Source organism: uncultured Ruegeria sp., assembly GCF_947504215.1.
Lineage (GTDB): Bacteria > Pseudomonadota > Alphaproteobacteria > Rhodobacterales > Rhodobacteraceae > Ruegeria.
This window is the reverse complement of the sequence record NZ_CANNGO010000007.1, coordinates 1-25144: the sequence shown is the minus strand read 5'-3', so window position 1 is coordinate 25144 and position 25144 is coordinate 1. Positions and strand designations below refer to the sequence as shown.

General features: G+C 54.3%; 16 protein-coding genes, 1 tRNA gene and 1 pseudogene. 4 read left to right on the top strand and 14 right to left on the bottom strand.

The annotated features are described in order from the left end of the window. Positions 1–28: 28 nt before the first annotated feature. The gene (locus Q1B21_RS13730) at positions 29–1600 is read right to left on the bottom strand and encodes a carbamoyltransferase C-terminal domain-containing protein (protein WP_299890144.1); all 1572 of its coding nucleotides are present in this window, start codon (positions 1598–1600) and stop codon (positions 29–31) included. A 535-nt stretch (positions 1601–2135) separates the two neighbouring features. Between Q1B21_RS13730 and Q1B21_RS13725 the strand changes: the two genes are divergently transcribed. Both Q1B21_RS13725 and Q1B21_RS13720 read left to right on the top strand, forming a co-directional pair. Further along, the gene (locus tag Q1B21_RS13725) at positions 2136–3908 is read left to right on the top strand and encodes a carbamoyltransferase C-terminal domain-containing protein (RefSeq protein ID WP_299080161.1); all 1773 of its coding nucleotides are present in this window, start codon (positions 2136–2138) and stop codon (positions 3906–3908) included. 4 nt (positions 3909–3912) lie between these two features. Next, positions 3913–4770, top strand: coding sequence for a polysaccharide deacetylase family protein (locus Q1B21_RS13720; protein ID WP_299890141.1), 858 nt, complete (start codon positions 3913–3915; stop codon positions 4768–4770). 50 nt (positions 4771–4820) lie between these two features. Here the strand turns inward: Q1B21_RS13720 and Q1B21_RS13715 are convergent, their stop codons facing one another. From Q1B21_RS13715 to Q1B21_RS13660, 12 genes are all read right to left on the bottom strand, one after another. After that, entirely contained in the window at positions 4821–5927 is a 1107-nt protein-coding gene (locus Q1B21_RS13715) for a transporter substrate-binding domain-containing protein (RefSeq protein WP_299890139.1), read from the bottom strand. A 44-nt stretch (positions 5928–5971) separates the two neighbouring features. After that, positions 5972–7234, bottom strand: a complete 1263-nt coding sequence (locus Q1B21_RS13710) for a transporter substrate-binding domain-containing protein (protein ID WP_299890137.1) — start codon at positions 7232–7234, stop codon at positions 5972–5974. A gap of 21 nt (positions 7235–7255) precedes the next feature. Further along, positions 7256–8041: a protein phosphatase 2C domain-containing protein gene (locus Q1B21_RS13705; RefSeq protein ID WP_298935008.1), complete on the bottom strand. Its 786-nt coding sequence runs from the start codon at positions 8039–8041 to the stop codon at positions 7256–7258. A gap of 3 nt (positions 8042–8044) precedes the next feature. Continuing rightward, on the bottom strand, positions 8045–9052 hold the full coding sequence (locus Q1B21_RS13700) for an FHA domain-containing protein (RefSeq protein ID WP_299890135.1): 1008 nt from the start codon (positions 9050–9052) through the stop codon (positions 8045–8047). Between the two features lie 207 nt (positions 9053–9259). Further along, entirely contained in the window at positions 9260–11452 is a 2193-nt protein-coding gene (locus Q1B21_RS13695) for a serine/threonine protein kinase (RefSeq protein ID WP_299890133.1), read from the bottom strand. A gap of 339 nt (positions 11453–11791) precedes the next feature. Beyond that, positions 11792–13078: a dynamin family protein gene (locus Q1B21_RS13690; RefSeq protein ID WP_299890131.1), complete on the bottom strand. Its 1287-nt coding sequence runs from the start codon at positions 13076–13078 to the stop codon at positions 11792–11794. Beyond that, positions 13075–15117, bottom strand: a complete 2043-nt coding sequence (locus tag Q1B21_RS13685; protein WP_299890128.1) for a dynamin family protein — start codon at positions 15115–15117, stop codon at positions 13075–13077. The genes Q1B21_RS13690 and Q1B21_RS13685 overlap by 4 nt, the downstream gene beginning before the upstream one ends. Positions 15118–15184: 67 nt before the next feature. Next, on the bottom strand, positions 15185–16057 hold the full coding sequence (locus Q1B21_RS13680; protein WP_299890126.1) for a hypothetical protein: 873 nt from the start codon (positions 16055–16057) through the stop codon (positions 15185–15187). 23 nt (positions 16058–16080) lie between these two features. After that, a complete protein-coding gene (locus Q1B21_RS13675) occupies positions 16081–16482 on the bottom strand; it encodes a hypothetical protein (RefSeq protein WP_299890124.1) in 402 nt (133 codons plus the stop codon). Between the two features lie 52 nt (positions 16483–16534). Further along, positions 16535–18286, bottom strand: a complete 1752-nt coding sequence (locus Q1B21_RS13670; RefSeq protein WP_299890122.1) for a dynamin family protein — start codon at positions 18284–18286, stop codon at positions 16535–16537. 8 nt (positions 18287–18294) lie between these two features. Further along, the gene (locus Q1B21_RS13665; protein WP_298934999.1) at positions 18295–20307 is read right to left on the bottom strand and encodes a dynamin family protein; all 2013 of its coding nucleotides are present in this window, start codon (positions 20305–20307) and stop codon (positions 18295–18297) included. A 2-nt stretch (positions 20308–20309) separates the two neighbouring features. Continuing rightward, positions 20310–20732 (bottom strand): hypothetical protein, encoded by a 423-nt coding sequence (locus Q1B21_RS13660; protein WP_298934998.1) that lies wholly within the window; start codon positions 20730–20732, stop codon positions 20310–20312. 863 nt (positions 20733–21595) lie between these two features. Here Q1B21_RS13660 and Q1B21_RS13655 point away from each other — a divergent pair. Both Q1B21_RS13655 and Q1B21_RS13650 read left to right on the top strand, forming a co-directional pair. Beyond that, positions 21596–21680 (top strand) — tRNA-Leu (locus Q1B21_RS13655). 123 nt (positions 21681–21803) lie between these two features. After that, on the top strand, positions 21804–23129 hold the full coding sequence (locus tag Q1B21_RS13650; protein WP_299890119.1) for an ISNCY family transposase: 1326 nt from the start codon (positions 21804–21806) through the stop codon (positions 23127–23129). 768 nt (positions 23130–23897) lie between these two features. Here Q1B21_RS13650 and Q1B21_RS13645 read toward each other — a convergent pair. After that, positions 23898–25011, bottom strand: a pseudogene (locus Q1B21_RS13645) (IS630 family transposase). Positions 25012–25144: the final 133 nt, after the last annotated feature.

The window sequence follows — 25144 nt, the reverse complement described above, 5'->3', positions numbered from 1 at the left end:
GCGCCTCAAACAACAAAGCTGTTTGGCTTTAAATTTTACCAATCTCGTAGAATGTATTTCCCGCCACAAACCCGTCCAATCCTACTTGCTGGGCGTAGTGAGCCAAATCACTTGTTGAGTTTATAAAGCCTGAGTTTTTGAAGTTCAGTGAAGTGTTACACAATACGCCGACACCCGAGATTGCTTTAAACTCGGCCAGAAGGTCATAGAAAAAGGCGTTCTGATCGCGTCGCACAGTTTGAACGCGGGCGGAGCCGTCCACATGTGTGACCGCCGCGAGGCTAGGATCGATGACCTGGTGGAAGCTCAGCATATAGGGCGATGACCCTTCCAAGTCGAAATGCAGATGCGCATCTTCTTCCAAACATGATGGTGCAACAGGGCTGTTTTCCGCGCGCCCTTTGATCCGGTTCAACCGCGCCCGCGTTTCCGCATTGAACGGTGCAGCCAATATCGAGCGGTTGCCAAGGGCGCGGGGTCCAATCTCACAGTTTCCGCGGGTCCACCCGATGATTTTTCCGTCGTACAAAGCCTGGGCTACGTGCTTTAGGTTTAGTTCGGTCGCTGTAAGCCCTTCCAGATCGGCCTTGTCGTCACAGAAGGATTGGCCCGAATAGACGGACCAATTCAACTTGGCGCGCCCGGTGAAATGCCGCATGGCATCGACAGCGGTACCAATCGCGCAACCGGAATCTCCAGTGGTTGGTGGGACAAACACTTCCCGAAACAGGCCGCTTTTCTCCCACTTGGCGTTCCAGTTTCCATTCAACCCACAACCACCGGCGATGATCAGGGGATACCCCTTTTGCAGATGTGTTTCCGCGAAATCTTGGAACTGCTTGAAAATAGCGTCTGACAGTTTGGTGGCCAGGTTCTTCAACCTCTGGCTGTCGGTTCCGATGTTGAAATACGGCGAATTGACAAACGAGCTTTTGCGCAACGGGTCGGTCGTTGTGTCTATCGACAGAATTTGGTCTATCAACACCTGTTCTTCTTCCTCCGCTGGACCACCTTCGCCGAAAGCGCAGGCAGCCATCAAACGGCCTGGATCTGCTGGCCGTAACTCACCACCTGAGATTGGGAAATCCGGATCAGCCAAAGCATAAAGAAACGCAAAGCGCGTGCCCGGAGAAGTCATAACCCGACCAAGATGGTGAATGTTCAGGTCGCGGTCGATTTCATAAAAGTCGCCAAGTACACCCTCCCAAAGCAGCACGTAACAGGGCTCTCCTTGCGCAAATGGCGACAGGGCGTAACTGCACCAAATATGGGCACGCTCATGGGTCGAAGTATAGTAGTCCACCGTTTTGCCAAAAAATGTGCGCTTGCCGACCGTTTCTGACCCGGCACCAATGCCGAAATATCCAGCTCCTGATGTCGTCACGTGATCAATGCCATTTCTCGACCAGCCACTTAGCGCAAGGACGTCTGGCAAGTCTTTGAACCAAAGGCCGGCATCAATAAACGTGTCCGGCGTTACCGGTGTATATCGGGGGAAGCTGTTCTTTTCGGCCTCATAGGAAAACAACAGGCTGTCATCTGCGCTGTTGACGCCCGCAACGGTGCCGTCGTGGCCTGATTTAAAAGACAGAATCTTCATCCCAAACACCTCACCAAACTGTCGGTTTCAGAGTCACCAAGTCATGCCACCGCTTGCAGCACAATCAGGGCCCAAGCCCTTCCTGAAGAACTGTCTTTGCAACATTCATGCCAATATCCCGCATGCTCTAGCGAGACCAATCTTTGGCGATATGGGAACATATGCAAACCTGAAAATCTTAAACCGAACCAAATGCCAAATTTATCGCCATCAACCTAACAGATGGGGCAGGGGTCTTGTAAACACTCTTTTGCTGCATTCGCTATAGGCCAAATGCAACCACTGTTTTTGTGGACGGATTCGCGACATCTGTACGATTGTTCGCAAATTAGCGCCAGTTCGGCCCATGTATTTGGCCACCAACTAGTTGTCAAAGCTGGTATTTGTATTTGTTTTTCAATCGATCGGACCGTTCAGATCTAATGTGACAAATTTTTAGCCTGCTTTAGTGACCTACGACCTTGCGCCACCAATGCACTCACCGTTACTCTATGCCGGTTATCGGCAGTATATTAGGCCAAAGGTGTTTTAGGTTATGTCAGTGATATTGGGTTTAGCGACGATGAATAACAGCGCAGCGGCGTTGTTTGTAGACGGCAAATTGGTTGCTGCAGTCGAAGAGGAGCGGTTGACGCGGGTCAAGAATGACGGCGCTTTTCCGCATCACGCAATCACCGAAGTTCTGCGAATCGGCGGGTTGAAATTTTCAGATATCGAAGAGGTTGCCGTCTATTGGCAGCCATGGCGCATGGCTGGTCGTGGCGTCGGTACTGTGCGCAAGATCCTGCAAAGCCCCTCGGCGGCAAAAAGTGTGACAACGCGCATTGGCGCATTGTTTTCCTCGGACAGCGGTACTGAAGGCCCACAGGAGAGTGGCTGGATGGATCTGTTCCGCGTCCGTAAGATTCTGACAGCGGAACATGGCCCCTGCGATTTCAAGTTACATTACATCAATCACCACCTGACCCATCAACTCTATGCCGAGGCAATGCGGGATTGGGACAGCTTTGTGTCACTTTCCTATGACGGTGGTGGCGAAGAAAGCTCGACCATCGTGACCACCGTCCGCAATGGCAAACGCGAGGGTATAGCGGATCACCGCTGGCCAAACTCTTTGGGACACTTTTATTCCGCGTTCACTGGCTTTCTTGGCTTCAAGATGCTGGAAGGCGAATACAAGATGATGGGTTTAGCGCCATACGGCAAACCCATTTATCGCGATGCAATCCTCAAGGAAATTCTGCTGCTCGAAGACAATGGCGGCTACCGTGTGAATACCACGCTGTGCGACTATCATTCTGCCTTGCGTGGCGTTTTCCATCCTCGCCTTGAGGAGCTGTTCGGAGAGGCGCGTGAGCCCGGAACCGCCCCGAATGAACGGCATATCGACCTTGCTGCGTCGGTTCAGGCGGCATTTGAGGACGCGCTTCATCACATTCTTGGACCGGTTCGCAAAGCAAATCCAGATCTGCGCAAGTTGGTCGTTTCCGGGGGCTGTGCGCTGAACGTGACAGCCAATGGAACCCTGATTTCCAAAGGTACGTTCGACGAAATCATTATCCCACCTGCGCCGCATGATGCGGGATGCGCGGTGGGCGCGGCGCTGGCCTGCGTTCCCCATGACCAAGTCGACCTGACCTCGGTCCGTAGCCCGTATCAAGGGGCCGAATGGGATACCAAATCCATCGCCACGGCCTTGGATAACTGCTGCGCACAGTCACAAACTGCGCTGGCTCAGTCAGACCTGCTAGATCAGGTGACCGATCTGCTGGCAGACGGTAAGATCATTGCGTGGTTTCAGGGCCGAGCGGAATTTGGACCACGCGCGCTTGGCACGCGATCCTTCCTCGCTGACCCGCGAAAGGACAGTATTCGCGACGACATCAATGCAAAGATCAAGAAACGCGAACACTTCCGCCCCTTCGCACCCAGTGTCGCTGAAGAGGCCGCTTCGGACTTTTTTGAGATTGATCAAACCAGCCCTTATATGAACATCGTTGCTCGCGTTCACGACGAACGCGCCGCAGATATCCCGGCGATCACCCATACAGACCAGACAGCCCGCGTGCATACCGTTTCACAGTCGGCGAACCCGCTATATCACGCGCTGCTGACCACATTCGGCGAAAAAACGGGTGTGCCGGTCTTGTTGAACACCTCATTCAATATTCAGGAACCCATCGTCTACTCTCCGGAACATGCCTGTGCGACCTTTGCAGCCTCGGGCGTTGATGCTTTGGTAATCGGCGACTTTGTCGTGCTTCGCGAGGCGCTGAAAGAGGAAAGCCCCAGCAAAGCCGTGGCATAATCGCGTGTTTCTAAGCATCGACTTCGAAGATTTCTCGCATGATCTGAAGCGAGAACTCGGGGTTTGGGACACAGGGCCGCTTCGGGTTGAAGCGCTTTGGCGCAGTTATGAGACTATTGCTGCGTTTCTTCAGGAACATGGTGGCCCAAGCGGACGCACGGCCACCTTTTTCTGCACGGGCGTCGTCGCCGAAAAAGCCCCGGAACTCGTGGCGCATATCGCAAAACAAGGTCATGAAATTGCCTGCCATTACCACTATCATGACAGCATGGATCGGCAATCGATCGCAACGATTGACCAGATGTTGGCGCGCGCAAAGGACAGTTTGCAACAGGCCGCGAATAGTCCCGTTCACGGGTTTCGCGCCCCAAAATTCCGGCTGAACCGTAATACGTCCGAGCACTACAAACTGATCGAGCGCTATTTTGACTATGACAGCTCATCATTCTTTGGGACCGCGGATGAATGCCAGCAGTTTTCCAATTCGATGACCTTGTCTGACTTACAGCTGATCCCATTGTTTTCCGGGCGGTACAAAGGCTCGGGTCCGCAAATACGGTTGGGAGGCACCTACCTGAAGCTTGCGCCTGATTCGGTTGCGCGGGATTTGATCATCCAGGCAAAAAGCGCGGGAGTCGTTCCGCACGTTTACTTACACCCTTACGAAACGGTTGATCACAGGGAGTTTTGGGTGTCACAGCAGGACTTGAGAAAGCTGGGGATTGGCAAAGCCGCATATTGGGCGGGGCGACAGAACCAGTGGTTGCGGTTTGGCGGTGCGCGCTTACTTCGAAAGTTGACGCGGCTGATCCCTCCCGAGGGGCTGTCCGGTCGTCTGGATCAGCTGATAACCGACAAATAAAAAGGGGGCCAGTCAAAGACCAGCCCCAGTTTATCAGCTGAACCGAGGGATCAGTTCGAAGCTGCGTTCAACTTTTCGTTTTGCTCGCGCAGGGTGTCCGAGATGATCGCGTACCATTCGCCGGATTCGCGCATTTCGATCAGGCCTTTGTTCATCATCGCAATATACTCGCGCGCAAAGGGGTTGGTGCGATGCGCAAGAAAGCTCATCGACGACAGTGTAGAAACGTATGGGTTTTCAACGATGTCAGCAGAAGTCAGACCCATGTCGTTCATCGTTGCCGCGAACAGATCAACTTCAAACGCTGCCACATCCGCTGTTCCAGTCAAAACGGCATCAAGGCATTCGCGGGCCGAGCTGGGATGAACCAAAGTCAGGTTTTCAGAGTTTAATCCGACTTCTTCAAGCACAACCATGCTCCAGCCATCCATGCGGCAGAGGGTTGCGCCTTCAAGGTCTTCGAAGGCTGTTGCCTGTGCGAATTCGCTTTCCGGCAGAGTGAAAAAACCGCCAACGATGTCGTAGACCGGGACCGTAGCAACAAATTCGTTGCACCGGGATTCAGTAGCTGCGGACCACTCATAAGTGCGGTTCGTACAATCAGGCACTGTCCAGGCGATCGAGATATCGAATGCGCCCAGTGGCAAGAGCGTCTCTAGGTGTGAGGACCAGTCATCCACAAAGCTGACCGAAAAATCACGGTTGTTGCCAGCACGCTGAAGGCTGGTTGTCGCCAGGCGGGTCATGATCCCACCTCCGTTCAGCTTTTCACTGGTGAATGGTTCCCATCCGTTGCCCGACACCATCTTGATTGGCGGAGCGTAGACATTCGAACGTTTGACGCTTGCCGCGCGCTGTTCTTCAGCCGCAATTAGTTCTTGGGCGCTTTGACCGTTGGGCAGGCTGCCGTCTTCACAGGGCAGGGCCAGAACCAAACCTGGCTCAAGCGCGCCTGGGTTGGTGATTACATTCCGGTTGGCGTTAAAGATCGGCTGATAGTTTGATGAGCCATAGGCCGCGATGGCGATGGTCGCCATCGTATCACCATCTGCGACTGTATAGTTCGTACAAGCTTCCTGAGCGGCGGCGGCACCGGCGCTTAGGGCAGTGACGGCGGTGGCCGACATCACAACTTTTTTCAAATTAAATTCAAACATGTCCACTTCCTCCAGACTTTTGGTTTGTCAGGCTTTTTGGAGCCCTATCCATTTTCCATTTGATAACGCAGGGCGGTCGACACAATGTCGCGCCATTCGCCGGATTGCTGCATGATTGCCAGACCCTGATTCAGCGTCTCAAGGATCGCTTCCCCATCAGGATTGTCTTTATGGGTCATGACGTTAAGCGACTTGATCGCCGCGAGATTGGGGTTTTCGATAATGCGGTGTTCGTAACCCAGGCGCCCGATTGTCTCGACAGCAAGATGGGCCTCGATTGCGACGATATCGGCTGTTCCTTCCATCACGGCATGGAAGCAGTCATCCGGTGATACCGGGCGCATCAAAGTCACTGCAGGCTCATAGAGCCCGACCGCATCCATGTGGGACAAAGACCAGCCTTCAGGACGGCAGATCGTCGTACCAGCAAAGTCAGCATAAGTCAGCGTCTGCTCATAGCCTGAACCGTTTCGTGCAAAGAACGTATCCACAACCTCATAGAACGGATTCGAGAAGTTGTAGGTCTCGCAACGCGAACGATCCGTTTCAGATAGCGCTTCGGCCGCTTCGCAGTTTGGGCGCGACCACGGGAACGTTCCGTCAAAAGCGAGCGTCGGCATCAGAAGATCCAGATGCGAGGACCAGTCATTGACGAACTGGATTTTGTAAGACTGCTCGGGCGCGGCGCGCAGCATCGCCGTCTCTACCAATTGAGTGTACAGGCCGCGATGCGGTAACGCCTCGTCCGTGAAAGGCGCGTAGTTCCCACTTGTGATCAACAGTAGCTGACGATCACTAAATTCGGGGCGTGCACCCACACCGGCGTCACGGATCAGAGCAGCACCTTCGGCACGGGCCGCTTCAATCTCTTTTTTCGCTTCGGCTTTGGCAGCAGCAACGGCATCCTCACTGGCTTGTTGCGCTTCGGCTTCTGCCGCGGCTACACGGGCTTCGGCTTCTGCAATGGCCTTTTCGGCGCGCGCTTCTGCAGCTTTCACCAGTTCCGCTGCCATAGCAGAGGCAAGCCGTTCGGCCTCGGTATCAGCCAGAACCGGTGCACGCCCAAAGTCTTCGAGACAGGGCATGGTCAGTACGTCGCCGACCCGAATGACGTTCGGGTTTGATCCGATGACATCCCGATTGGCGTCATAGAGGATCCGGAAGTCTTCTGTCGCATAAACCTCTATCGATAGATCACGCAGGCTGTCACCGCGCTGAATCTCGTAGGTTGAACACGCCTCCTGGGCCGAGGCCGCGCCTGTAGCGGCGGCAAGGGCCAGACTGGATATGATCAGATGTTTTCTCATTTTTACTGTTGCTTTGCCTTTTTAGGTTCTCTTCAGTTTCACGACGGCAATTGATAGGTTGTCCTGATCCGGATCGTTTTTGACCTGCAGTGCCTTTAACAATGAGTCCGCGATATCCTGGGCCAATGCCTGTGAGTTGTTGCTCAGAATGGTCTGTATCTCGGCGTTACTCAGGTATTGCAGCCCGTCGCTGCCCAGAACGAGAATGTCCTCTGCCGTCAGTGTCAGCGGCTCTTCTGGGCAATCGACCTGAGGGATTGCAGCCCCCATAACGACCGAAGTCAGCTGGTTGCGGTCAGGATGAACCTGCGCCTCGGCTTCTGTCAGAAGCCCCTGGGCCGCTTGCGCGTCAATCATCGGGGCCATCGAGTGATCTTCGTTGATCTGCTGCAGATCACCGTTTCGGAAAAGATAAAGTGGGCTATCCCCGATTGAAATCCAGAACACGCGCTGATCCAGCAGCAGGACACCCAGAAGGGTGGACCCCATGTTGAATCCGTCACCTTGTTCTTCGTTGTGAGTTGCAATCGACGCATTGGCCTGTATTGCCGCCAAAGGAAGCGTATCAACCAACGTCGCCTCGACCGGATTGTCTTTCTCAAGCTCGCTATCCAGCGAGTCGCGCCATGCGGCAATCACCATCTCTGAGGCAACCTCACCCGCCTCATGGCCACCCATTCCATCAGCAACGACGACATAACCCGAACCCGCTGCGTCAAACACGCGCGAGGCAATCGCGTCTTCCTGAGAATCGCGCCGTCCCTGATCCAGGATCAGCGCAATGTCATATGCCGGGGTCGCCAACATCTATCAGGATTCCCGCCAATCAAAGCCGTCGTCACAGAAGGCGACAAAACGAACAGAGGTTTCGCTGATCCGGATCAGGTCCCCGCTGGCTAACGGAACAGTGCTCAGAACAGGTTTGCCGTTCAGACGCACAAGATTGGCTTTACCGCCATGGCCCAGATAACACTTACGATCTTCGGGATCATACGCAACCACAGCGTGGCTGGACCGCGAGATCCCGGTATCGCCGAAATCCAGCTGAATGGCCTGATCATCATTGCGGCCGATCTGCATCAGGCCTTCAGTCAAACCAATGCTGGCGCCCCGACCGGGACCACCCGTCACAACCAACCATCCCACCGGGAACGATTCTTGAGCAGTTTCCGTTTTCGCAACAGGCGTCGCCGTTTCAATCAGATCCTGAACATGAGTGTCCGCGCGTTCAAAGCCAAGGAAGGTTGTTTTGACACGGGACCTGCGATCCTCGGTGGGTGCAGGTTCCGGGGCCGCCCGCTCGGTTGCTGGATGCTCGGCTGGTTCTAGCTCCGCCTCGGGCGACTGGGCTGAGATATCTACTACAACCTCTGCTGTATCCGCTGCGGTCTCTTCCGTGTTGAGCGAAACCGTTTCGTCGCCAACAATCGCATCGTCCTCAGTAAGATGGAGGGTCAGGATCTGATCGTTGTCATGCGACTCTTCTGCAGACTCGACGGCCGGAACTTCAGCCGCGGTTTCCACGTCTTCGACCGAGGTATCAGGAGCGTTCGCTTCATCTGCGGGTTTTTCACCCTCAGCGATCTCAACTTTGGATTCCTCAAAGTCGGGCATCTTTCCTTCGGGGATCAACTCGTCCGCTTCCTCATAAGCTTCGGAGGCCATGTTTCCGCCAGCCAGGGCTGCACGCAGGGCGTTGAAGTCCGCAATCGGCTCCTGTTTGTCTTCAGCAGGTGTTGTGCTTTCTACAACTTCGTCTTCCTGGGCTTTGCCGGCACCTTCGAGAAGCCGGCTGAGAGGGCTTTTATATTTGAACATGGTGTCGACACCTTTAAGTTAGTGGCACGTAACTTGTGCCTTTGGGCTTCTACCTACCCCTGCGCACGATGGCACAGCGGCAACTACAACATTGGAAACGAGAAAACTCTTAACTCTCTGTTGCGGGCCAGCTCCCGCCAGGGTGGCTAAGCTTGGGGTGCCACCCTCAACAAACAAACGCTGGTACATGTTATTGAACCGGACACATCACTCCTGAACCAATCGCATGGCCGCAGCGGCTTCGGTGCCGTTTCGCGAGACACTAAAGCGTGCCTCAGCTTGATTTGCAGAAACAAGCTGCGCCAGCAATGCATCCAAACTTTCTGACCCATCGAAAGTCATCCCAGTCTGCGCTTCACTCAGCAGCACATCGCCTTTTTGAAGGGAGCCTGAATTCTCTGCTGGAACGTCCGAGACCACAGTCTGCCATTCGGCCTCGCCCGTTCCGCGAATGGTGAACGCATAGCCATTTTCAAGACCTACCGAGCGGATGGCAGGCAAAGCCAACAGTCCATTGCTGGCCCTGGTCTTGCCCAGAGGACGGTACCGGGCGGCGACGCGGGTATAGCCATCTGGGTCCACCTGGAGGTTGTCCAACACTTGTGCTGCGAATGACGCGTCCGATTGAATTGGCTTGCCATTCAAAGTAAAGATCGCGGCCCCTCGGGTCACCCAATCCCCGATCACTGTCATATCAATAGTGGGGTCAACTCCGGTGACTGCAATCACATTGCCGGTCGATGCGCGACGTCTAGAGACATCGAACGGGATTTCTACATCCCAATGCGCAAACGAGACCTGGGTTTCAGCCAGATTGACCGACCCTTCCATGGCGGTCTTGTCTCCCGTCGCAACTGCCAGTGCGCCGGCCTGAGGTTCAGCCTCGGTTGCTTTTGGTTCTGCGGAGGCTGCTTCTATGGCAGCTATTTCCGCAGTCTCGGCCTGTTCCTGCTCGACAGGCTGCGCTACAATGTTTTCTGGTTCAGGCGCTGCGTCTTCGACGATCGGTGTCGGCTCTGGTGTCAAAGTCGCCGATGTCTCTGATTCCGGCTCGGAAGCTGGCGTTTCGGCTTCAGCCTGTGCAGATTGTGTGGCCGGGGCCAATGTTGCGTTCGTCGTCTCTGTGGCTGGCTCAGTCTTGTCGCCGGACATCACGAAGAACCCACCCGCAGCCAGCACCACGGCCACAGCAGCAGCGCCGGCAATTAACTTGCCATTGCCGCCCGAACCGCTCTGAACCACGGTATCTACAGCAACTGCGTTGTCGTCTTTGGCAGAGAACCTGGCAGGTTCTTCGTCTTTCTTGTCTTCGTTGCCTAGGGCAATGTCTGCATTGCCTGCGAGTAAGGCCGTAACAACGGCTTCGGCGTTTTCGCTCTCGGCTTTGATCCGAGCCTGTTCTTCTTCCTTGTCCTTCCGGTCCATGCCAACGATGACAGACACGGGGCGATAAGCAAACGTGTCAAACATTACGCCCGGACCGCGGAACATACGCAACCAATCCAGCGCTGACTGCAGACGGTCCGTGGCGTGCACCTCCATCGCCTTGTCGAGCGCTTCCAGAAACCCCTCTGGATACCCCTCGAAACGACCAGCAAGCGGCTCATAAGGGTCATCGTGACCGTTGTTGAACGCGTTCAGTCGGGTCTGCCCGTCAATTGGGCGTTCGCCACTTATGGCGTGATACAAGGTAGCTGCGAGTACATACAGATCGCTGCTCGGGCCTTGCTCTGCACCGCGAACGTAGAACTCGTGGGGCGAATACCCGTCCTTGATGACGCGCAGGGTCATAAGTGCCGCTGACTTATTGGCTGCTTGCTCGCGCGCTGCACCAAAGTCGATCAGGACCGGGTCGCCATTCTCGTCTATCAAAATGTTGTCGGGCGATATGTCCCGATGCAACATACCGCTTTGGTGGATGAAAGAGACCGCAGACAGCATCTTTTCGGTGACCTGCACGATAAAGTCAGGTCCGCCGTCATTTTCTAGGTTCTCGACGTAATCGAGAAGATCGCACCCACGGATCAAGTCCATTGCGATGTACGCGGTCTCGTTGTCTTCAAAGACCTGATGCACGTCAACGATGTTGGGATGAACCAACCGTGCGTGGTTGCGGGCTTCAAGAATGAAAAGGTCGATGATTGCGCGAAGGTCGTCCTTGAAGGAGGAATCGGCTGGTTCGACCAAGTCGCCGTTTCGACGACACAAAGCGCCGGGGTAGCATTCTTTGATGACCACATTGCGTTCGAGGCTGTCGCGCGCCAGATAGGTTATTCCAAACCCGCCATTGCTGAGGAAGCTAAGAACTTCGTACTGTCCGCGCAGAAGCTTTGAGCCCGGTTGCAGTCCCTCGATTTTTGGTTCGTCGTGCGATGCACCGACAGCCTGATTGTGGCTCATTTCTTTACGCCCGTTCTACTCGTTTAGCGGCACTTCCAACTGCGTAAATAACCCACGAACTCACAACCAAAACAAACGCAGGACACTTGAGAACGGTTAGACGTTTCAAATTTGACTTTATTGGGGCCGCCTCATGGCTTCACTATGGATCGTTTTTGCCATGTTTCTATATGTTGTGTTCCGAATGCTTTATGACACAATATAGTGACACAAAGGGGGCAAAACACGAAAACTGATGTACCTAATTCGGACTCTTGGTCTACGAATTAGAAACAATCTCCACCCGATTCTAAGCGCCTTCGAATCGCCGCAGTTCGGCTCAATCTAAGCGCGAAAGCGTCAGGTTCCGGTTTTGGTCTGTGATTCTGGCAGGGTGCTGCCGGCCCATGCAAGGTTGTCGCTCAGCTGTGCCAGTATGCTGATTGCATCCTTTAACGGGGCATTGCCGCTTTCAAATTGCAGCAGCAGCAACAAATCTGTTGCTTTTTCGAACTCCGCCGGAATCCAGTCGGCTTCCGGGTCGATTTCACCACCTTGATCCAAACGCTCGGCGAAATCCTCGACAATTTCCTGACAACTCTGCAGGAAGGCCGCTGGTTCAATATCCGCAGATTCGCGAAGATCCTCATAGATGCTGGCAATGGCCGCCAACCAATCTTCGAGAATGGGGTTGTTTAGCGGTGGCAAAGCAGATCCAAGCGTGACTTTCATCGACGCGCCATCACTTTCAGTCTGCTCGGGTTCGGGCCCTTGCAGCGTTTCAAGAAATGGCAGGAAATCCTGCTCTAAGTCCTTACGCGCGGCGTCAAGGTCGCTTTGGCGTCGGTTCGACGCCACCTCGAGCACCTTTTCTGCCAGATTTTGCCCTCCGCAAGTTTCCCAAAGCTTGAAATCAGGCTCGGGCTCTTGTGCCATGGCGCGGACCGCAACTGGCGTACCGATTGGCACTACAGAGCGGAACATCGAACCCTTTTCCTTGTTCAAACGAGCCAAAACACGATCGAGCGCGTCATGGACGGGCGGCAAGTCGGAATGGGTGACTGCCAACAGGCTGTTCTCGCGCAATTTTGATGGCACCTGAGCCCAAAGATGGCGTTCAGTCTCGCGCCAGGCATTGGTTCCATTGGTGCACCAGATGGCACAGTCGACGAATTTTAGCAGGTCCAGGGTCTGTTTATACGTATCATCCAACGCACCTGAGCCCGGCAAATCAAACAACGAGATTTCCTTCAGGGCAGGAGTGTTAAGACCTACGGAGATGAAATCAGGATTGTCCGCCGCCGCCTTTTCCAGCGCGATCCCGGAATAGGTCTTGGGTTCCTTTTCCCACCAACCCACGGTGGTTTCAGGTGTGTCGGCATAAGCAACAATTACCAGCGGTAATTTCAGGTGCTGAGGTCCGGTTGGTAATATATCTGCCCCGGCCAACATGTTGGCGAGGCTTGATTTTCCAGCTCCAAACTCCCCGGCGAAACCGATATTTACCGCATTGGACAGACGTTCGGCATGGGCCAACGCCCGTGCTCGCATGTCGTCCAAAGTCGCGTCTGACGGTAGGTCTTCTGACGCGTTCAGAAAGCGCTCCAACTGACGCACTTCCTTTTCGGTTCCGGGAAATTCAATCATTCCGCAGCCTCTGCTTGTCGTTCTTCCGCAATGCTCGTTCCAAAGGCTGTCGCCAGCTTATCAGCAATGCGGCGCGCCCGGTCGAATGCGCCTTGCGCTTCGGCCCGTGCATTTGTTTCATCGGTCCCGGATCTGTGTTCAAGATGCCCGGCCAGCAAAGCCAGATAGTGATCAAGGACCGTATTCAGTCTTTCAGACAGGTCATCCCGCGCAGTGTCAATCAGATCGTCCCCGATCAACTCGAACTCCTGCACGATCATCTTTTCCGCGCGCGACACGACGCTATTGCGCGAAATCAGACGCGACAACCAGTTTACACGCAATTCAACAGTAATTCCACGTGTCAGTGCCGTCGTATCCGGGCGGAACCATCGAACTGCGCTGGTGTTCATACGGTTGTCGGCCGGTTCTTGCCAGCCGGGCAGGGCGCGCAACGAAGCGTTGCTTTGCATGTCAATCGCGTAAAGCTCGCTCAGCATGCGCTGCCGAACGACTTGAGATGCGCCTTGAACCAACTCTCTCATCCGCTCGCGTAACGGTGTGAAATTCAATTCGGTCGCACCGCCTTTGGCCAGCAAGGGCGATTGCCCGTCAGGACCCCGAACGACAGCCGAAACAGCCTCGGCCACGGTGTCATCCATAACGCCACGAAGATTGGACAAAACATCATCCATGTCCTGGGTTATACCTTGTGTTTTACCCGCAACAAGACTGCGCAGTTCTGCCAGGGTCTTGTCGTTTTCATCTGCGCTTGCCAAGTTAGCCGCGTTGTCGTCTTCGAGCGCACGCAGGTGGGCCTGAGACCGCTCCAGTTCCCCCCGGGCAAAACTGTTGAGATGCTGCCATGCCATGCGCAATTGTTCATCGCGTGGACCATCGGTCAAAGCTTGCGTTACATGACGGCGCAGATCCGGAAGACCCGAGGCGATCATAGCAGCAAAGCGCAAAACCGCTTCGCGACTTATCGGGCCGGGGCCTTGTTTGATCTCTTCGACACCGTCCAGATATTGCTTCATCTGTTCGGGATGCGCGCGCAACCAAGCCAGAACCTGATCATGGTTTATCCCCGTCTCATCACCGGTCAGTGCAAAATGTGCCCACTGCGCACTGCCCATCAAAACATCGATATCCGCGTTCCCGAGCGCCTTTTCCAAGCCTTCCAGAACGTCAGCGCGCACTTTTGTGGCGTCTTCGGCCCCGTCGCCCAGCTCGTCGACTCGGTTGATGAATACGACAATCTGACCAAGTTCCAATGCCTGCATCAACCTGAACAGTTTCAGGTCAGCGCGCGAAAGCGCCTGATGCGCCGAAAGGACCACAACAAAGAAATCCGATTCTTTTAGATACTGTCGTGAAATCTCTTCGCGGATCAGCAGCGGATCGTTTACGCCAGGCGTGTCCGTCACTGTCAATGGAAATGGAAAATGGCCGACGTCAAAATAGACCTCGGCCTTGCGAGTAATGTCGCTGTACAAACCCCTGTCGCTGCCCGGATCCAAGACGCTGTCTTCGGTTGGATCGTCGCCTGCACAGACATAGCGCGCAAGATCGTCTGATGTCAGATGCTCCAGATCATGATGTTGGCCGAGCAATTGTTCATAGCTGTCACCCAATCGCCGCCGCGCTCGGACTTGCATCGCCTCGACCTGTTCTTCGATCATCTCACGCTTGTAGCTGTCCTCGTCATCCGGGAACATGTTACGCAGTTCTTCACCCTCGACGATCAAAGACTGCCACTGGTGATTGTCGAAGAAGTGAAATTCTGCCCCTTCGGTCCGCCCGGATGGGTGTCCGAAATGCATATCCGTGATGACAGTCGTCCAAGGGTTGACGTCTGACGGCAGGTACTCTGCCTGACCCGTAAATCCGTTTATCAAACGGGATTTTCCGGCCTTGATTTGCCCAACAAATGCGATCGAAGGCTTAAGATTGGTAAGATCACCGACAATACGCGAGATAAACTGACGCGTTTCGTCGTTGCTGATCTTGTTCATATCTTCTGCAATGCGAATTAACTCGCGACGACTAGTTTCACTCATAACTCTTTACCCTGATACTTGAAACAATGAACTAAATTACTCGAATTTTTGAATATTACAGACGGGGTCATTTTCCCGTCTCCAGAAGCGAACTCCAAAGATTGACAACCGCACCTAATTTGCGCGCTTCATGCAGAGCAACGGCAGTTTTCTCGCCGTCATGTACCACAGCCAGACCGGCACCTTTACCACCCGAAGGGCGCATCACTATCAGTTGGGGGTGGTCCAGTTCTGTCTCTGTATCGTTGTCCCAGCCCGCCAGATCTGCAGCGAAACGCGTCAGCAATTTTTGATCTGGATGCATTGTTCCATCGGGCGCGCACTGCCCTTCGAAACGCAGCGCATCCCCATCCGCACTTTCCATCAAAACGCGGCCAGTCGAGAACCGGTGAACCCCATCAAAAAAGTTCTGAGCCAGGCTTTCCGCCTGCTCGACAATGTCTTCTTCAGATTGTTCGGTAGCGAGCGCTTCTTCGGTCTCCTGTACAACCGACACAATGGGTTCGGAAGGCAGCTCAATCTGCTCACACGCGCTTTCAATTTCGCTTAGCGTGATGCCGACATCATCGGCTTCAAGCGCTGTATCCGGTTTCAGCGACACCAATTCCATCGGGGTAGGGGCGCCGGAGATGTCAGAAACAAGCTGCGCCAATTTACCGACCAAGTCTTCTCGCGCCTCGGTGTTGAAATCGGGAATAGGCCCTGATCGAACCTGGAAGACATCGGTAACCCGCGAGCTATTAACCTCGATTGCCAAGCAGTCGCCATTTGCTGCCGTGAACTCAAGACGACGCGGCAGAACAGTCCCACGAATGACACGCAGAATTTCGACACGTCGTTCCGAAGCAGTGTCACCAGAAACCAAAACGGCCGGCGACAATCTTGCCACCGACGACCGCCCGATATCTTCGAGCATTTCCAGTATGTCAGTATCCATCATGCCGTGACCCCCTCTGGTCCCGCTCAAACTGCGGCCGCAACCGACCCCAAGCTGAGATGTGATTTTGTTAGTGCCAAACCGACATTCGCGCTGTTCCGACAAATGTAGCAAACCACGTGATCCGGATATTCCTGGGTTCGCAAAAAGATGTTCAATCGGTCTTGCGAAAACACCGCGATTTCACCAAACCCCGGGTTTCCCGCCTCTTCCGTTCCTGCCTGCCTTAACAAAGCTTCAAAAGCGGCAACACCGCGTCCCTGAAACAAATTCGCCACAGCAACCGCCAACGCATCCAAGACATTCGCGCTGTCTGGATCGGTAAGACATGTTCCCAAAAGCATGCCCGTTTCCATGTCAACATACCCGCCTGCGATACAGTCGGGTATGGTGTCCATTGCGGATTGAAGTGCGGTTTGGATCGACATATAACTATCTGTTTTCCATTATTAATTATCCACTACCTCGATTCGAGTTCCATTACAACATATGCCATTCTGCGCTGCTGTTTTCGCTGGCGCTCGGGATTGGACGTAAGGACTCCTTTACTTGTCGCGCATTGTGTTCGACGGCGATCTGGTCAAATTCAGCCAGAAAGGCTTTGAAGACGTTCTTCAATCCATCCGCATCCTCAGGAAGGTCTTCTTTGCCGACGATTTCCTGCCACATGGACGAAGCGCTCAACATCGAATCGGCGGATACATCAATCAATTCACCAGCGACGGTTTCTTTGATCTCGCCGACATCCTTGGGCTGCGGCGCGCCTTCGATCTCGATCAACCCGTTGGATTCTGGTTCGGGCTCATAATCGTCAACGCTATCATTCGATTGTTCGGCCATCAGGGCGGTAATGGAAGACACCGAAACTTCAATGCCGTGGTCTTCCGCTGGCTCAACCGATTCAAGTTCTTCACTTTCGATTTCGGATGTGTCCGCCAGGGATCCGTTGAGAGAAACCAAAAGATCTTCTGAGTTATCTGTCTCCTCAACCTGCAATTGGTCCATGTCAGTTTCGTCGTCGAAGAGGGTTTCTTCCTCGATGTCGTCATCAAAATCCGGGTCATCAAGCAGGTCAAGGTCGTCATCATCCCGGTTGGACTCGGGTATGTTGCTCAAATCAAGCGGACCGTTGGACGTATCCTTGAAGAAGGCACGCAACTCGTCATCGTTGGTGTCAGTAGGTTCCGCGGCTGGCTCTGCTTCGGGCACCATTTCCGCCCTCAGCCGCTCGGCCTCTTCCGAGTCAATTCGCGTCCGTTCCGCATCCTCAGAGCGCCGCTCCACGCGGGCAGGGCGCACCGGGAAGCTGGTCACAACTGAAGATTCTGCCGGATCAATGTCCGTACCGTCTGTCAGAGGGTTCACCAGTTTCAATGGCGAGACACCTTCTGTACCCGATCCCAGTTCGGCGGACTTAGATGCTGGGCGCAAAGGTTGAACCTTGGGCGCGTCCGACATGCTTTTGTCGATCTGGTACCGTGCCAACTGATCTGCGCGATTCTCCATGATATGTTCGGTAATCTCAAGGAAACTATCGATCATTTTGCCGCCGCCGCTTCGCGACCACATCTCGGCATCGCCGGTTTTGTCCCGTGCGGTGATCGCGTCCCGTGCAGAGAACAAGATAGAGCGGTTGAACAGATGGCCGGCTTCGCGATTGACTCGGCGCAGAACTTTTTGACGGTCTTTCTGACCCAGTGCATCTGCCCGAGTGACCAGCAACAGAGAGTTGTTTTGCAGCCGTTCGGGCAGCGAGACCCATGTCGCACGCTCCGTTTCTCGCCACGCTTGGGTGGAATGGGTGCACCACAAGACACCGTTGGCCTGACCAACCGCGCGCTGCCACACATCTGTTGAGATCTTGGGGTCGGAGATTCCGGGAGTATCGATCAGATCAACGGCCTCTAGGATATCAGCCTCAAGGAAGATACGGATGAATTGCGCGTCATTCACGCCGACCGCTTCAAGCCGATCAAGTTCAATGTCTTCTGTGCTGCCGTCCTGCCGCTTAACATAGGCTGATTGATTGCCCCAGCTGAACCACACGGGCGGCAGTTGCGTTGCGGTGACTTGCGTTGGCAACGTCTGCGTACGCAACAGAAAGTTCATAAGCGTCGATTTCCCGGCGCTGAACTCTCCCATCAATGCGAAGACCGGCTTGCGGCGGGACCACTGCTCGATGCGTTCCCACGCTTTGGGCGAAACGAAGCGGGTTTGTGAATCTTTTGCCATTTGTTCGCTCATGCCGCTTCGTTGCTCAGATCTTTAAGGATGTCGCCCAGAATATCGTCCCGAGATTTCTGTGGCTGTAAGCCTGCCATCAGCGCGGGATTCTGGCCTCCGTCTTTTTCTGCAGAAGCCGAGATGCTCAACAGAGTTTCTTTTTGCTCGCGCATGAAATCAGCCAGAATTGCCCGGACGTTTTCCAACACGGCCGCGACCTGATTCTCCTCGATATCCTTGGTGATCGAATTAGCCTCTGAGGCAATCAGCCGTGTATAGTCGGCAGCATACGCCTCGAACCCTTTGCGCTTTTGCCACCAACGTCGCCACCATGTGCTCTGAAGATCAAGAGCGATTGTACGGCCAATGCCAAGTGGTGGCGGAACCCGAGGGACAATGGGCGCTTCGATGCTGAACTCGCCCAAGTGGTTGCCAAGAAGCTTATGATACAGCGTTTCCACATCCGCAGCAGCAGAGGAATACAGCGCACCTGCCTCTTTCCGCATGGATCGCGCAAAGCTAAAATACGCGGCTTTTTGCAGGGTTCGCAGCCCGGCCGGGTCATACTGCCAAGTTCCTTGCTCGCCATTCATCTCCAAATGCGAGATCAGGGAATCCGTCGCGCGTTTGACAAAATTGGCTTCAGCCGAGTTCAGCCGCTCCAGTACCTTATCGCGCAATGCCGCCGTCAGATCTGCGACCTTCTTTTCGTACTCGGCGGAAACGGTCGAGATTGCTTCCTCTGGCGAAACACCATCCAAATCACGAACGACACCCTCGCCACTGGACAGATTCTTGGCCACTGCTGTTGCTCGGATCTGACTCGCGATGTTGCGTGCGCGATGGCGGACCCGGTCCAGCAGACGCGTTCCGGCACCTTCGGCGATGCGTTCGCTCATCGCAAGTAATAGATCGGGAAGGCCGGATAGAGCCCAGATCTTGTCGAGCGAGGCCGCCTGATCGCCAAAACCGGCAGCCAGATAGAACGTGTTCAGGGCCGCGCGGGATTCCTCGGTCAGAATATCCGGATTGCCGGTCAAGGCAGCTTCGGCCCACAAAGCACTGCCAAATACAACGCTTGCATTCTTGTCGATATTGTTCTGTTTCAGCGTGTCCTGAATCCTGTCGCGGATTTCGGGCACCTGAGTCACCGGGTCCGACAATTCATCGATGCGGTTCACAAAGAGAATGATCTGACGGTTTTCGAATTGGGAGATGATGCGCATCAGCGCCATGTCCATCGTCGTCAGCGCCTGACTGGCCGCCAAAACAACAATACATACCTCAGATCCGCGGAGGCTACGTAGCGTGATCTGCTCGCGAACCATGAAGGTATCGTTCACACCGGGCGTGTCACACAGCTTCAATGCGACCGGGTATTGCGGAATGTCCATATACAGTTCCGCTGACTTGGTTACATCAGCAAAACGCCCCGTTTTCGGGTCGATATCAGGATCGTCCTCGTCCCCTAAACAAACGTAGCGCTGGATTAGCTCTTCATCGAAATACTCATACTGATGGCTCTGGCCCAGAATCAGATCAAAGTGTTTGCCCAACCGTTCCTCTGATTTGGCCTTCATTTCCCCGATTTGACGGCGAATGTCATCCATTTCGTCGTCCGCACCAGCCCGATTGGCCAATTCACCCAAACGACCACCCCCGACCATCAGGTTGTCCCATTCTTCTTGCTCAAAGAATGTAAACTTAGACTTTGTGTCGCCATGCGTACGCGTGTTGATGTTCAAGGTTGTCACAACAGACGTCCATGGGTTCACATCCGATGGCAAAAGTCCGGGACGGCCCGCAAGAATGTTTACAATCGACGATTTGCCAGCCTTGACCTGACCAACCATCGTCACGCTGGCAGTGAAATTTTCCATCCGCGTCTTAAGCGTGGCCAGCCGCGCCGAGGACCGTGCATCGGCCACCTCAGTCAATTGGTCTATCTGTGCGGTCAGCGAGGACATTGCTGACGTCATCGGCGCCAGAGCTTCGTTGCCGACAGACAAAAGGTGGTCGTTGCGCGCCATTATTAGCCTCCGGTTCCCGTTGCTGCCGTCTGGGACTGTTGTGTAACACGACCGGCAGGGATGCTGGTCAGTGTGTCGATACGTGCAATCAGTTCTATCGCGTTCCCCAAAATCGCAGCTTCTGCCCGAGGCGAAATAGTTTCGTAAGCCAGGGAATCAGCCATAACTTCTATGGAGCTAAAGCGATCTCCGTTTTCCAGGCACGCGACGCGGCGTCCAGTTGGAAACCCGTCAGATTTTGCCGCTGGTAGCGGCATGCTTGCATTGGCCAGCAAGTAGTGCTCGCCGGAATGGGTGCGCAGCGAGATTCCAAAGCCCGTTTCCGGATAATCCCGGTTCAGGGTTTTGAGCTCTCCAAGAAAACTTTCGCGAGCAAAGAAAACGGCGTCTTGCTCGGAAGCGGTAGAGTGGTTCAAATCGGTCACAGCAAACACCTTGTTGTGGAGTTGGGCGGAAAACTCGTACGGGTACCAGAGCGGCGAAAGGACTCTTTAAGTCGTTACGACCAACAAGAACCTTCAAGGCGGTGTTATTTTGACGCCAATGAGATTTTTTGGCGTTTGAATTGTGGCGCAAATGTGGTGTCGTGGCTTGGGAGTGTTTCAACCCTTGCGGGTGTCAGTGTTAGCGGCCCGGCGGCAACCACTCCGAATGACAGCTGGTGGCAGGCAAGTTTGCTGAGGTCATGGCTGCCAAACGCGCCCTCGGCTCCTGACAACAATCCTAGACCGCGGCAATCTCTCGATCAGACGTTTTGAAACCAACAGGCTCGTCCTTTGTACGTTATTTTGTTGGTGTTTAAAATGCTGCCAAACAGCAAGGCGCAATTGTGGCAGTGAATACAAACTGATCAATTTAGCATATGTTTCTTGCTGATAGAGAGTGATCTTGAAGTGATAATATTGAGTAGCGCTGGAAAGATTTCCTTGAGCTCTCGTAAAAGGAGCATAAAGGTGATCTCGGCAAAAACACTCAACGTAAACGAGATTTTCCAGGTAGCTAGTATCATGCTGGCAAAACCTGATCTCTGAACAGCATCGAAAAAAGGCAAATCGCTGCGTTTTCAAGGCCTCAGTATGAGAGATTCGGACGACGTGGCAAAACTCATCAACCAAAAAACCGAACGGATTATTCGCAACGTGCGCTTTTTTCAGCCCAGCACCCATTTGATCCGCAGTTATACATCGATCCCAGCTTCAATAATCTTAACGACGGTCTAATTTTACCTCTCGCACTTGGATGCAAGCTTTGCTATTGAGCGCCTCATTCCGGCACGTCGTGCCAGGTTGCGGGTGTGGCGAAATTGGTAGACGCACCAGATTTAGGTTCTGGCGCCGCAAGGCGTGGGGGTTCAAGTCCCTCCACCCGCACCAAAAATATATTTACCATAATCATTATTCTCCGAATCAGCCCGTGCAGCTGCAAAGCTAGAATTTCACCAATGAGCAATTCAGGAATGTCACTCTGCCCTCAAAAATCATTGAGGGTGAGCGGACATGGGATTGATGATGAGCGAGCGCGAGTTGAACCGCGTGGAGATTTTAGCACAGATCGATGTCGGAAGGCTGAGCGTCGACAACGCGGCAAACATGCTGGACCTGACGGCTCGTCAGGTTTTCCGGCTGCTCAAGCGGTATCGTCAGGACTGCGCGTCAGCGATCCGGCACAAAGCGCGTGGCAAACCTCCAAATAATCGCATCCATCATGCCAAGCGCGACTTTGCTCTGAGCCTGATCAAGGAGAGCCATGCTTATTTCGGTCCGACCTTGGCGGCGGAGATGCTGGCCGAACACCACGGCTTCAATGTCTCACGCGAGACGGTTCGCAAATGGATGCAGGAAGATGGCCTCTGGTTGTCACGCAAGCAGCGACGCACATTCCACCAGCCGAGTATGCGTCGGGAATGTTTCGGCGAGCTCATCCAAATCGGCGGGTCGGATCATCGTTGGTTCGAGGATCGAGGCGATCCTTGCACCCTGCTCGTCTTTATAGATGGCGCGACTAGCACATTGATGGAGCTGCGGTTAGTCACCTCCGAAAGCACCTTTAGCTACTTTGAAGCTCTGGAAAGCTATCTGCTCAAGCATGGCCGCCCAGTTACATTCTACAGTGACAAACACACGGTGTTTCGTGTTCCTAAGCCCAATGAACACATGACGAGCATGACGCAGTTTGGACGCGCCCTGGCGGAGCTGAACATAGAGATCATCTGCGCCAATTCTTCTCAAGCCAAAGGTCGGGTCGAACGCGCGAACCGGACACTGCAAGACTGGTTGGTCAAGGAACTGCGCATTGCAGGCATCTCTAACATGGAAGACGGCAATGTGTTCCTTGCGGGTTTTATGGAGCGTTACAATGCCAAGTTTGCAAAGGCTCCCGCCAAGCTGGACAACCGAAATCGCGCCTTAAACATCGAACTGGATCGTCTTTCCGAGGCCTTCTGCCTTCGTGATAAACGCTATGTCACCAAGGATTTGACGCTGAAGTACGACCGCAAGCGAATCCGGCTGGAGGTCAACGATGTAACGCGCGGTCTGGTCGGCAAATACGTGGAGGTGTACGAGATGCCAGATGGGCGCATCCAAGTCCGTGCCAAAGGGGTCACCCATGCCGCAATCACCGAGAACAAGCATCTCAGCGCCGTGTTGGCACGCATCAAAGAAGAACAGGAGAAGGCCGCGCCGACGCCAAAGGTGAAGCCTGTCAGCGCAAAGAACGGCTACATGAAGACTGGGCGGCGGCCACCAGGACGGCCTTCAAAGATGGAAGCATATTACGAGCGAAGACGAGCTGAGCGGGCTGCTCAAGTCGGACAGGATTGAATGATCCAAACCGCGAGACCTAACAGCAACAGGATCGTCAGAGCATGTAAAACATTGATCACAAGAGTTCGGTCAAACTTCTTCATGCCGACCGCTGCCAAGATCGCATCCTTGATGTCAAAGCGATTATGGCGGGACACAGTGTAAGTCAGCAGAACCGCCATTGGCCAAAAGACCAAATGGATCCAAACCAAGTCTTCACTGCACGGCAAAATAGAAACCTCTTGCTCCAAAACTTCCTACAGACTTAGTGATCAAAGCGTGGCTCGCAAGGCTTTTCAGCCCTGCGATATGTGAGGTCTCCGGGCTGCTAAGCCTTGCTTCCGCTGTGCCCGGTAGTGACATTCCTGCTTTGCAGACCAAACGACATTTCTACTTGGTTGCAACAGTCCTGTACCGGGCACATTGTCGGAGTACGCAAATAGTGAGGCCAATTCTTGAGATTCGACGCCCATTGCCCTCAATAACTTTAGTTTTTTTGACCCACGTAATGCGTTAGAGAAAAGACTCTCCAGTTTGGTGGCGTATGCGTTCCACCAAGCAACTCAAACTGAGTGTCGTTGTAAGGTCGCTGCGCAAATGATTTCGAAAGGACGGCGCCGGACACCCAACTCACGGGAATATTGTATCCGCGAGTTCGAGAAGTTAGAGATTTGCTTAAGATGACTGGCTTTGGGGTCAATTGGTGGACGATAACGGAGTTTCTAAGGTAGGGTCTGTTTATGCCCACTGTTAGGACTGCCGCCACATCACGCTAGTCACCTGAATCTAAAGTTCGCGGCATAAGGTTTGCTGAGTTCGCTGGCAGAACCGTTTGACGGATGCGAGGATTTCGTCTGCGGATTTGACCCACTTGTACGGCGTTGGGTTCTCGTTGTGGGCCTTGATGAATGCCACAATGTCGGCCTCCAACTCTACGGTAGAACGGTGCACGCCACGCTGTAGCTGCTTGCGGGTCAATTCGGCGAACCAGCGTTCCACCTGGTTGATCCATGACGCTGACGTAGGCGTGAAGTGGACGTGCCAATGCGGGCGGCGCGCCAGCCAAGCCTTGACCCTCGGCGTCTTGTGGGTGGCATAATTGTCCATGACGATATGCACGTCGGGGCCTGCGGGCACGTGCCGGTCGATCTTTTTGAGAAAGTCCAGAAACTCGGTCGCACGGTGGCGTTTGTAGCACTTGCCGATGACGGCACCGGTGGCGATATCCAGCGCGGCGAAAAGCGATGTGGTGCCGTGGCGGATGTAGGTGTGAGTTCGCCGCTCAGCCACGCCGGGTGCCATGGGCAGGACCGGCTGTTCGCGATCCAGCGCTTGAATCTGGGACTTCTCGTCTACGCACAACACGATAGCCCGGTTCGGCGGCGACAGGTACAACCCGACAATATCCTGCACCTTGTCCACGAACAGCGGATCGGTTGAGAGTTTGAAGGTCTCGCTGCGGTGTGGCTGTAGCCCGAATGCGTTCCAAATCCGCCGAATTGTTGTGTGAGACAGCCCCGTCGCGGCAGCCATTGAGCGGATCGACCAGTGGGTCGCGTCCTTTGGCATGGTGTTCAGCGTGCGCTCGATCACCTCGGCCACCTGTTCATCCGACACCGTGCGCGGGCGACCGGGGCGGTATTCGTCGGTGAGGCCTTCGATCCGATCCTGTGCAAAACGCCTGCGCCATTTGCCCACCGTGTGCTCGTGCACGCCAAGCTGTGCAGCCACTTCCTTGCTGTGCAGCCACTTCCTTGCTGGGCAGCCCCTCGGCGCACAACAGGATCATCCGACAGCGATCCGACAAAGACCGGGGCGTCTTGTGCCGCCGAACCTGACCTTCGAGAAAGCGGCGCTCTTCATCGCTCAGCACCACCGCATCCGCCACCCGTCCAACCATCGCATCACCTCCTGAAGCTCAGTTCACACAATGATACGAATTACAGTTCCAGGTGACTAGGGTCAGGACTCATAGCCAGTAAATTACGAGCGCCGCGAGAGCGATTGCTGAGAGGAAGACCTTCGGGCATCGG